Below are 10,663 nucleotides of genomic sequence, written 5' to 3'. Positions count from 1 at the left end.
CGTAATTATATGAATTGTTAGCTTAATAATCCCAAACATGCTGCGTCTTTTCCTCCTGAAAATACTAATACCCGTTTGCGAACTGCCAAAGAGAACTTGCCGTTGGTTCCGGCAGAGATAATCAGGAAAGAGTTTTACATGCAGCGAGTGTGAGATCCTGACCAATACCCAAAATCAGGAGAAGGTTCCCGGCGAATGCTGTGCAAACTGATGTGGTGTGATGCCATAATATTGTCGAAATGTATTTATAAAGTACGACGTACTGCTATACCCACATTTTTCAGCAATGGTATGTAGAGGAACTTGCCGTAACTCAAGTAGTCTTCTGGCCATCGACATCCTCGAGGCGAGTAATATTTTACTGAAGCAAGTATTTTCTTCCTGCAACTTTTTTTTGATTAAGCTCTCACTGGTATACATTGTTTCTGCGATATCACGCAGATACCAACGCCTGGCTATATCAAAGCTAATAATACGTTCAACTTTCCCCGAGACAGTGCTGATACTGTTAAAAAGTAAGGGTATAAGCTCTTTCTTATGAGAAAACATTGATAAGCAGGAAAGATAGAGCATATTGCTCAATATCGGAGAATTTACAGCGGATTTAGCAAAACTATCAAAAATCGCTATCACCAGAGGCATGGGCGGCTCTGGGTTAATTAATAAACGATTTTTGTTATGTAGCCCCAAATTATGTGGTGCCTGACGAATATTTTGTAAGTAATGGCAAACCGTCAGCTCATCGATATCCAGACGTCGCGTATCATGTGAACAAAACGAAAAATCGTCTGCCAAATTTTTCTCCAGTAGTAGAATACTCTCTTTGTTCAACGATATTTTTTGCTGTTCATGATAAATATCGAACGAACGGCAGGCGAGGATCACCGAGCAAACATGAGCCATGACTATCCCTTATATTCCATTACTGCGATTATTTCAATTTCAGTATACTGATGAAATGATGCCTGACTGTTCCTCAGGGCTAAAACTGCCATATTTAGTAGGATCATAATTTACCTATTACGCAAATTTGCATAACAGTTAATTGGAAGTAAGTAAATACAATAAAATTATATTTTTAAAAATCGTATAGCCTATGTTTATAAAAATTTGGCTGATCTTATCTCCAGCAAACGTTATATTTAACTTACTGAGAGCACAAAAGTTTCCCGTGCCAACAGGGAGTGTTATAACGGTTTATTAGTCTGGAGACGGCAGACTATCCTCTTCCCGGTCCCCTATGCCGGGTTTTTTTTATGTTCGGGCAGACTTTGTAATCTTATTCTTACAGCCGAACTATAAAATTTTCCTCTGTAACAAGCCTTGTCATTGAGTCGCCATTGAACCTTCCTTGTGCTATTTGTTCCTGATACTCTGTGGGTGTCATCCCATAATAATTTCGAAAAACGTAAATAAAATATGACATGCTGTTATAGCCACAGGACATTGCTACACGTTTTATTGGAATACCAGGCATTACAACAAGTTGTAATGCACGCTGCATTCTACATTCGGTGAGCAGTTGTGAATAAGACGTATCTTCTTCACGCAATTTTTTCTTTAACAGACTCTGACTCATCAGTAACTCGTTGGCGATCTGTGATAGTGTCCATTGATGAGCGATATTATTGTTGATAACTGTACAAACTCGCGTGCGCATATTGGGATGTAATATGTTCACAAGTAGCGGTATAAACTGCTCATCCTCAAGAAAAACGGACAATAATGCAAATATTAATGCTCTTTTGCGCAATACCTCACCATAGCGGAGATTATGTTGCTGCGAGAGTTGTGCAACTTCCTGAAAAACTGGAATTTCTTTGGCGCAGTGGTGAATAATTAACGAAGGTGCTTTTTTATGAGCATGGAAAATTAATGCCTCCTCCTTGAGCATCTGGAGAAATAATGAAAGCGTTTCCTTCGTGACAAATACTAAATTTTCTAAGGAGTTAGAAACTAAAACCTGACTTGCATCCGCGCAGACCAAATCACCGCCATTCAAATAGCGATATTCACCATTAGCCACGGTGAGAATATATTTATGTGTTGCGTACGCAATGAGACAAGTGCCATGTTGTGATTGCATAGTTGACTTAATATAACATAAACATATTACTGTTTATTAATGTAGCACGCATTATATCTAAGTCAAATTTACTGGCGTATAAATTTAAACGAAGCGGTAAGAAAAAGGATAATGAGTGGAATAAATTGCGCAGTATTATGGTATTTATAATACAAAAATGCATAGATAAAAATGCAAGATAATGAATACCAGGCGAATAATACCTTAAGGTGATATTTCACTTATACCATTATAATTTATAAACATTCATACTTTATACAACTTAATAACAATATGAATATAAACCAATATTTCCGGGTTATATTCTGACCGAACTCTCAGCCCCGGCTTGCCAGCCGGGGCTGAGGTCCCTTATAGCATCCTGTTATCAGGTATGTTTAAAGCTATTTTGATGAGCAATACCCTGCAATTTCGGGTGATCGCTGAGATATTTCAGGGAGGCTTTGTAGTCTTCCAGCAACAGTTCAGCGAAGTCCATTTCGAAGCCACGGCGGCACATAATACGCATCACCACAATGTCGGTGGCTTCACCGCCGAGGGTGAAGGCCGGAACCTGCCAGCCGCGCAGGCGCAGACGTTCAGAGAGGTCATACAGGGTGTATCCCGGATCTTCGCCGTCTTTCAGTTTGAAGCAGACCGCCGGAATACCTTCGTCCGGGCGACCAGTGCAGATGAATTCATACGGTCCCAGTTTAGCGATTTCATCCGCCAGGTAAGTGGCGACCTGGTAAGAGGCGTTCTGTACTTTGGTGTAGCCCTCGCGACCAAGGCGCAGGAATTCATAGTATTGCGCAATTACCTGACCGGCGGGGCGAGAGAAGTTGATGGCGAAAGTCCCGATTTGACCGCCGAGATAGTCAACGTTGAACACCAGTTCTTTCGGCAGTGCTTCTTCATCACGCCAGATAACCCAGCCGCAGCCGAGCGGAGCCAGACCAAATTTATGACCTGAAGCACTGATCGATTTCACGCGCGGCAGGCGGAAGTCCCAGACAATATCAGGAGCCACGAACGGCGCCAGGAAGCCACCGCTGGCGGCGTCGATGTGCATGTCGATGTCGATACCGGTATCAGCCTGGAATTTATCCAGCGCATCGTGCAGCGGTTGCGGGAACTCATAGTTACCGGTGTAAGTCACACCGAAAGTCGGCACCACGCCGATGGTGTTTTCGTCGCAGGCTTCAATCATGCGTTTCGGGTCCATGAACAACTGACCGGGGCGCATAGGGATCTCGCGCAGTTCCACATCCCAGTAGCGGGCAAATTTATGCCAGCAGATTTGCACCGGCCCGCACACGAGGTTGGGTTTATCGGTCGGTTTACCTGCGGCTTCCATACGTTTGCGCCAACGCCATTTCATTGCCATCCCGCCGAGCATACAGGCCTCGGAAGAACCAATGGTGTTGGTGCCAACGGCCTGACCGTTTTTCGGCGCAGGCGCGTGCCACAGATCGGCAACCATATTTACACAACGCAGGTCGATAGCTGCGGACTGCGGATATTCTTCTTTATCGATCCAGTTTTTGTTGATCGACAGATCCATCAGCTTATGAACATTTTCGTCGTCCCAGGTCTGGCAGAAAGTCGCCAGGTTCTGACGGGCGTTACCGTCGAGAAATAATTCATCATTGATAATCTGGAATGCGATGTCATCGCGCATTTCGTGCAGCGGAAAACGTTTAGATTCCGCGATAGTGGAAATTGCCTTTGCGCCAAAACGCGAGTCGAGTAGTTCTGAGCGGAAATCCGTTAACAGCTTCTGGTCCATTTCGAACTCCTTAAATTTATTTGAAGGCAATAAAAAAGTAGGATTTATCTGGAATGGACGCAAGGCGTTGCGGGTGTAATTTAAATAACAAAATCCTAAACAGAAAAACGACTTTTTATAATATAAACATTTAACATGATAATATAAAAAACAGACTTTATTATCGTAATAAAAATCGCCCGAAATTCCTGTTCGGGCGTTCGAATTAATTATTGTTTATCCTGCATATACGGTGTGTAAACTCCGTTCAGGCTGTGCAGGAATGCCACGATATCATCCACATCCTCCTGCGGCAGCTCTTTACCTACCTGGTAGCGCAGCATCAGTTTCACCGCCCCGTCCAGCGTCGGCACATCGCCGCGATGGAAGTACGGCGCCGTTAGCGCAACGTTACGTAAACCGGGTACTTTCTGACGCAGTTTATCGCGTTCTTCTTTAGTAACATTCATACGACCAATATCCGCCGCCGTAATTTCACCAAAGTTAAAGTCTTTTTTCAGACCCAGCGGTTCGAAAGAACGTCCACCGAGAATAATACCGCCATGACACGTTGCACATTTATTATCTTTAAATAATTGATAACCTTTTTTCTGCTGCGCAGTCAGCGCATTTTCATCACCACGCAACCATTTATCAAACGGTGAATCCGGCGTAATTAATGTTTTCTCAAATTCAGCAATTGCGTCAGTAATATTTTCACCACTGAAACCTTGCGGATAAACTTTGAGGAACTGCGCTTTCAGCACAGGATCTTTTTCCAACTTCGCAATGATTTCGTCCCAGGATTTGGACGCCATTTCAATCGGATTCAGCGGCGGCCCACCCGCCTGATCCTGCAATGTTGCCGCACGACCATCCCAGAATTGCTCAACGTTAAACACCGAGTTAAACACCGTCGGCGCATTAATCGGCCCGACCGCACCACCGACGCCAATCGACGTTTTTCTGCCATCAACACCTCCCGCATTCAGCGCATGACAATGAGCACAAGAAATGGTGCTATCAGCCGATAAACGGGGATCGTGATACAGGGCAAACCCCAACGCCACTTTTTGCGCATCGGTAGGCAGTTTTTGCGGGATGGGCTGCACCGGTTCATTACGGTGCTCCGGCGCGGTGTCATTGCTGGCGTAATATTCCGCGCGCTGTTTTGCAATCCAGGCGAGTATTTCCGCCCGCTCTTCATCACTCACCTTACCCGCCCAGTGCAGTGCGGTATAACGCGTTGGCGGCATAGTTTCATACTGCATCACCCATTCAATCTTGTTCAGATCGCTTTGCGAAACGGGTTTATCTGCCAGCAGAGCCGCACGCACTGCCTCGAGGTTAAAAGATTTATATCCGAGCCTAATGTCGTAATCCATCAACTGTTTCGCGCCAGGAATATAATAATAGGCGGGTAATTCTGCGGAAGGCGTATGGCAATAGTCGCATCCTTTTTCGCGGAGGAAACCTAAAACCTTATTATTTTCACTGACAGCAGATGCCTGAACATCAGCCTGTTTACTGCGTTTATTATCGTGGTACCACACATAACCAGATAATCCTAAATAGCAAATCGCGACGCCAGCCAGGCCGATCGAGGTAATACGTGAGACCATTTTCATTATTCTTCCCTCACGGTAGTGAGTTATTGTGACCCAGAAAATTTTCCAGAATGCTGCAAACGTCTCTGCGAGACTAAACCATCATAAAAAACAGGGGAATTAGCTTTTTGATAGGAATCAATCAATTACATGAATATAAACTATCAATAAGATAGCCTATACCTATTACTCAGATCAGGAATGGCATATCATGATTACGGGGAGACCATGATTGAATGTTCCGAAAATGAAAAACAACATGGAATTCTTATTTTTATAAATTCCATTGATATTAGTGCGTTATATTTTTTGCCCCATTAATAAACGTGATCCACCGCACGCTTTGTCGCCCATCGACCGGAGCGAATGACTACGCTTAAAGGAAAGCCCGATAATTAGAGACGAATTTCGGAGGTCGGATCCTTATGCTCAATCAGAAAATTCAAAACCCTAATCCAGACGAACTGATGGTCGAGGTCGATCTCTGTTATGAACTGGATCCGTATGAATTAAAACTGGATGAGATGCTCGAGGCAGAGCCAGAACCCGAAATGATTGAAGGGCTGCCAGCCTCTGACGCGCTAACACCTGCTGACCGCTATCTCGAACTTTTCGAACATGTCCAGTCGGCAAAAATTTTCCCCGATAGTAAAACGTTTCCTGACTGCGCCCCCAAAATGGACCCGCTGGATATCTTAATCCGCTATCGTAAAGTGCGCCGTCATCGTGATTTCGATTTGCGCAAGTTTGTTGAAAATCACTTCTGGTTACCGGAAGTCTACTCCAGCGAGTATGTATCAGACCCGCAAAACTCCCTGAAAGAGCATATCGACCAGCTATGGCCGGTATTAACCCGCGAGCCGCAGGATCACATTCCGTGGTCTTCTCTGCTGGCGCTGCCGCAGTCGTATATTGTCCCTGGCGGTCGTTTTAGCGAAACCTACTATTGGGATTCCTATTTCACCATGCTGGGTCTGGCGGAAAGCGGGCGTGAAGATTTGCTGAAATGCATGGCCGATAACTTCGCCTGGATGATCGAAAACTACGGGCACATCCCCAACGGCAACCGCACCTACTATTTGAGCCGCTCGCAGCCACCGGTTTTTGCGCTGATGGTGGAGTTGTTTGAAGAAGATGGTGTACGCGGAGCGCGCCGCTATCTCGACCATCTGAAAATGGAATATGCCTTCTGGATGGACGGAGCAGAATCGCTGATCCCTAATCAGGCCTATCGCCATGTAGTGCGGATGCCGGATGGTTCGCTGCTTAACCGCTACTGGGACGACCGCGACACGCCGCGTGACGAATCCTGGCTGGAGGATGTGGAAACCGCGAAGCACTCTGGTCGTCCGCCGAACGAGGTGTACCGCGATTTACGCGCGGGCGCAGCTTCTGGCTGGGATTACTCCTCCCGCTGGCTACGCGACGCCGGTCGCCTGGCGAGTATTCGGACCACTCAGTTCATCCCCATCGATCTGAATGCTTTCCTGTTTAAACTGGAGAGCGCCATCGCCAACATCTCGGCGCTGAAAGGCGACAAGGAAACGGAAACTCTGTTCCGCCAGAAAGCCAATGCCCGCCGCGATGCGGTAAACCATTATCTCTGGGATGATGAAAATGGTCTCTACCGCGATTACGACTGGCGGCGCGAACAGCAGGCTCTCTTTTCCGCTGCTGCCATTGTGCCGTTATATGTGGGCATGGCGAGCCATGAACAGGCCGACCGTCTGGCAAATGCCGTGCGAAGCCGTTTACTGACGCCGGGCGGGATTCTGGCAAGTGAGTATGAAACCGGTGAACAGTGGGATAAACCCAACGGCTGGGCGCCATTACAATGGATGGCGATTCAGGGATTTAAAATGTACGGTGATGACTATCTGGGGGATGAGATCGCGCATAGCTGGCTGAAGACGGTGAATCAGTTCTACCTGGAACAGCACAAACTGATCGAGAAATACCATATTGCCGATGGTGTCCCCCGCGAGGGCGGCGGGGGCGAATATCCGTTGCAGGATGGGTTTGGCTGGACCAACGGTGTGGTACGTCGTTTAATTGGTCTATACGGCGAACCATAATATTTTTACAGCCAACCGCTAACTTCCTGCTAGCTGTAAAATTATCCTCTTCAGGAGGATATATTTAACATCATCGCTGCCTGGGTACGGTTTTTCACTTCCAGACGGCGATAGAGCGATTCCAGGTGCGCTTTTACCGTTCCGGTGCTGATATTTAATGCCCGACCAATCTCTTTATTCGATTCGCCCGCCGCCAGCATGGTTAAAATTTCCCGCTGGCGGGCGCTTAACGATTTGAGATCTTTCGTATCCTTTTCCGGCGTGGTTCGCCAGTCACCGGGCAGAAACATCATTCCCATCGCCGCACTATTGACCGCCAACACGAACGTATCGATCGAAGAATCACGCGGTACAATCGCCATCACATTGAAATGAATAACCTCCTGCAACCATCGTTTGTTGCAATCCGAAGCCGTGATTAACACCTTAACCTCAGGAAATTGCACCACGGTTTTTTGCAGTAACCAGTAGCAAAACTCACCATCCTGATCGCCATCGAGCATAACTAAGGCTTCAGGGTAGCTTTCCAGCTTTTGCCATAACTCGTCTGCCTGACCGACGCCCTGAATACCTACTCCTGGAATACGTTGCTGTAAACTGACTTTCATTCCATGAATAAATATTGACTGCCTGTCAAACATGATTATTTGCATTACTGAATCTCCACCTGAATACGTTAAAAAGGCTTAAGTAGTGGAAGGGTATTACCCGAGAGACAAAATAAGAATTCGCCATTTGGCAGAGGCCATTCTACAGAGATGAAAGACAGAAAATAGTTACCGATATAAATAGTTACAGCTAAACGCCTGAAATTACATGTCGAGGGCACTATTTAAAAAAATCTTAAGGAATTCCTTATATTTTCGCGCCACGTTCCGGTTAACCAGGCCAATTCAGCGCACGCTTTAATAGCATCCACAGTTTAAGAAAGTGACTGGATTACGCACAAATACGCAATGTCGTGTGTGAGCATTTTATAAAACGAATCAAAATTTTGGTTTTCTGTTGGTTATTTCTCTATTCAGAGACGCGAATCCGCCTTTTATTCTCTAAAATCACCTCACTTTCAACGTTGCATCGTTGTGAAACCATGCATTAGATGTTAGAAAAAACAATAAACAATGCGATATACGCGTTACTGTTTCGCTGTGAACAACAATCGGTCAAAGAAATGGATAAAATTCACGCAATGCAGTTGTTCATCAAAGTCGCAGAGCTGGAGAGTTTTTCCCGCGCAGCGGATTTCTTTGCTTTGCCAAAGGGAAGTGTTTCGCGCCAGATACAGGCACTGGAACATCAACTTGGCACCCAGCTTCTCCAGCGCACCACGCGACGGGTCAAACTCACGCCTGATGGCATGACCTATTACCAACGGGCAAAAGATGTGTTGAGTAATCTCAACGAACTGGACGGTTTATTTCAGCAGGAGGCCACCAGCATCAGCGGTAAATTGCGCATCGATATCCCGTCCGGGATAGCAAAAACCCTGCTACTGCCGCGCCTGCCCGAATTTCTCCATCAATATCCGGGAATTGAACTGGAATTAAGCAGCAATGACCGTCCGGTAGATATTCTTCATGATGGCTTTGATTGCGTAGTACGCACGGGAACGTTGCCCGACGATGGACTCATCACCCGCCCCCTCGGCAAACTGACGATGGTCAACTGCGCCAGTCCGCACTATCTGACGCGCTTTGGTTATCCGCAAAGTCCCGACGACCTGACTTCGCACGCGGTAGTGCATTACACGCCACATCTGGGTGCGCATCCGTTGGGTTTTGAGGTTGCCAGTGTTAATGGCGTCCAGTGGTTTAAGTCCGGCGGCATGTTGACGGTAAACAGTAGAGAAAACTATCTTGCCGCCGGTCTGGCGGGACTGGGGATTATTCAGATCCCCCGCGTCACCGTACGCGAAGCCCTACGCGCCAGACAGCTTATCGAAGTGTTACCCAACTACCGCGCCGAACCACGCTCCATTTCTCTGGTTTACCCACAGCGTCGGGAGCTTTCCCGCCGTGTAAACCTGTTTATGCAGTGGCTGGCTGGTGTGATGAAAGAGTACCTGGACTGACCGACTATACTTTTTAAGAAAGACAACGACAGAAGGACTAAAGAGCGGATGACGCAGGAAAACGAGATCAAACGTCCCACCCAGGATCTGGAGCACGAGCCAATTAAGCATCTGGATAATAGCGATAAAGGCGGCAAAGTCAGTCAGGCACTGGAAACCGTCACCACCACCGCCGAAAAAATCCAACGCCAACCGATCATCGCGCACCTTATTCGCGCGACAGAACGCTTTAACGATCGGCTTGGTAATCAGTTTGGCGCGGCCATCACCTATTTCTCGTTTTTGTCGATGATCCCGATTTTAATGGTGTCATTTGCCGCAGGGGGTTTTGTGCTGGCTTCGCATCCGATGCTGTTACAGGATATCTTCGACAAGATTCTGCAAAACATCAGCGATCCGACGCTTGCCGCCACGTTGAAAAACACCATCAACACTGCCGTTCAGCAGCGTACTACCGTAGGACTTGTTGGGTTAGCCGTGGCGCTATACTCCGGCATCAACTGGATGGGGAATTTACGTGAAGCAATTCGCGCCCAATCGCGCGATGTCTGGGAACGTTCGCCGCAAGATCAGGAGAAGTTCTGGGTAAAATATCTGCGTGACTTTATTTCGCTGATTGGTTTGTTGATTGCGCTGATTGTGACGCTCTCAATCACTTCCGTTGCCGGTTCTGCGCAACAAATGATTATTAGCGCGCTGCACCTTAATAGCATTGAGTGGCTGAAACCGACGTGGCGGTTGATTGGTCTGGCGATTTCTATCTTTGCCAACTATCTGCTTTTCTTCTGGATCTTCTGGCGCCTGCCGCGCCACCGTCCGCGTAGAAAGGCGCTGATTCGCGGGACGTTCCTCGCAGCGATTGGTTTTGAAGTGATTAAAATTGTGATGACGTATACCCTGCCGTCGTTGATGAAATCCCCATCTGGCGCAGCATTTGGTTCCGTGCTGGGGCTGATGGCATTTTTCTACTTCTTCGCTCGTCTGACGCTGTTTTGCGCGGCGTGGATTGCCACCGCCGAGTATAAAGATGACCCGCGAATGCCGGGGAAAACACAGCCTTAAAATATGCCGGATGCG

At 47.0% G+C, this 10,663-nt stretch carries 8 protein-coding genes; 3 read left to right on the top strand and 5 right to left on the bottom strand.

Features of this window, described 5'->3' with window-relative positions; genetic code table 11:
• Positions 1-174 precede the first annotated feature (174 nt).
• From gadW to ccp, 4 genes are all read right to left on the bottom strand, one after another.
• Positions 175-903, bottom strand: a complete 729-nt coding sequence (gene gadW, locus WES_RS19800) for an acid resistance transcriptional activator GadW (protein ID WP_000951546.1) — start codon at positions 901-903, stop codon at positions 175-177.
• Positions 904-1,285: 382 nt separating this feature from the next.
• The gene (gadX, locus tag WES_RS19805) at positions 1,286-2,086 is read right to left on the bottom strand and encodes a DNA-binding transcriptional regulator GadX (protein ID WP_001191771.1); all 801 of its coding nucleotides are present in this window, start codon (positions 2,084-2,086) and stop codon (positions 1,286-1,288) included.
• 367 nt (positions 2,087-2,453) lie between these two features.
• The gene (locus tag WES_RS19810) at positions 2,454-3,854 is read right to left on the bottom strand and encodes a glutamate decarboxylase (RefSeq protein WP_000372165.1); all 1,401 of its coding nucleotides are present in this window, start codon (positions 3,852-3,854) and stop codon (positions 2,454-2,456) included.
• Between the two features lie 209 nt (positions 3,855-4,063).
• The gene (ccp, locus tag WES_RS19815) at positions 4,064-5,461 is read right to left on the bottom strand and encodes a cytochrome c peroxidase (RefSeq protein ID WP_016160016.1); all 1,398 of its coding nucleotides are present in this window, start codon (positions 5,459-5,461) and stop codon (positions 4,064-4,066) included.
• A gap of 404 nt (positions 5,462-5,865) precedes the next feature.
• Here ccp and WES_RS19820 point away from each other — a divergent pair, with 404 nt between their 5' ends.
• On the top strand, positions 5,866-7,515 hold the full coding sequence (locus WES_RS19820) for an alpha,alpha-trehalase (protein WP_016160017.1): 1,650 nt from the start codon (positions 5,866-5,868) through the stop codon (positions 7,513-7,515).
• Positions 7,516-7,565: 50 nt separating this feature from the next.
• On the opposite strand, the gene WES_RS19825 is transcribed toward WES_RS19820, so the two are convergent.
• A complete protein-coding gene (locus WES_RS19825) occupies positions 7,566-8,168 on the bottom strand; it encodes a helix-turn-helix transcriptional regulator (RefSeq protein WP_001165766.1) in 603 nt (200 codons plus the stop codon).
• Between the two features lie 518 nt (positions 8,169-8,686).
• Here WES_RS19825 and WES_RS19830 point away from each other — a divergent pair.
• On the top strand, positions 8,687-9,586 hold the full coding sequence (locus WES_RS19830) for a LysR family transcriptional regulator (RefSeq protein ID WP_032147810.1): 900 nt from the start codon (positions 8,687-8,689) through the stop codon (positions 9,584-9,586).
• Between the two features lie 48 nt (positions 9,587-9,634).
• Positions 9,635-10,648, top strand: coding sequence for an inner membrane protein YhjD (gene yhjD, locus WES_RS19835; RefSeq protein ID WP_000191243.1), 1,014 nt, complete (start codon positions 9,635-9,637; stop codon positions 10,646-10,648).
• Positions 10,649-10,663: the final 15 nt, after the last annotated feature.

The sequence above is a fragment of the Escherichia sp. KTE31 genome (assembly GCF_000407925.1).
Taxonomy (GTDB): Bacteria; Pseudomonadota; Gammaproteobacteria; order Enterobacterales; family Enterobacteriaceae; genus Escherichia; species Escherichia ruysiae.
The sequence above is the reverse complement of the archived record's forward strand: the minus strand, read 5'-3'. Positions and strand labels throughout refer to the sequence as shown.

What these genes read in the sequence shown, in the direction of transcription:
- gadW (WP_000951546.1), bottom strand. Translation starts at nt 903, where the DNA reads ATGGCTCATGTTTGCTCGGTGATCCTCGCCTGCCGTTCGTTCGATATT.
- gadX (WP_001191771.1), bottom strand. Translation starts at nt 2,086, where the DNA reads ATGCAATCACAACATGGCACTTGTCTCATTGCGTACGCAACACATAAA.
- WES_RS19810 (WP_000372165.1), bottom strand. Translation starts at nt 3,854, where the DNA reads ATGGACCAGAAGCTGTTAACGGATTTCCGCTCAGAACTACTCGACTCG.
- yhjD (WP_000191243.1), top strand. Translation starts at nt 9,635, where the DNA reads ATGACGCAGGAAAACGAGATCAAACGTCCCACCCAGGATCTGGAGCAC.
- ccp (WP_016160016.1), bottom strand. Translation starts at nt 5,461, where the DNA reads ATGAAAATGGTCTCACGTATTACCTCGATCGGCCTGGCTGGCGTCGCG.
- WES_RS19825 (WP_001165766.1), bottom strand. Translation starts at nt 8,168, where the DNA reads ATGCAAATAATCATGTTTGACAGGCAGTCAATATTTATTCATGGAATG.
- WES_RS19820 (WP_016160017.1), top strand. Translation starts at nt 5,866, where the DNA reads ATGCTCAATCAGAAAATTCAAAACCCTAATCCAGACGAACTGATGGTC.
- WES_RS19830 (WP_032147810.1), top strand. Translation starts at nt 8,687, where the DNA reads ATGGATAAAATTCACGCAATGCAGTTGTTCATCAAAGTCGCAGAGCTG.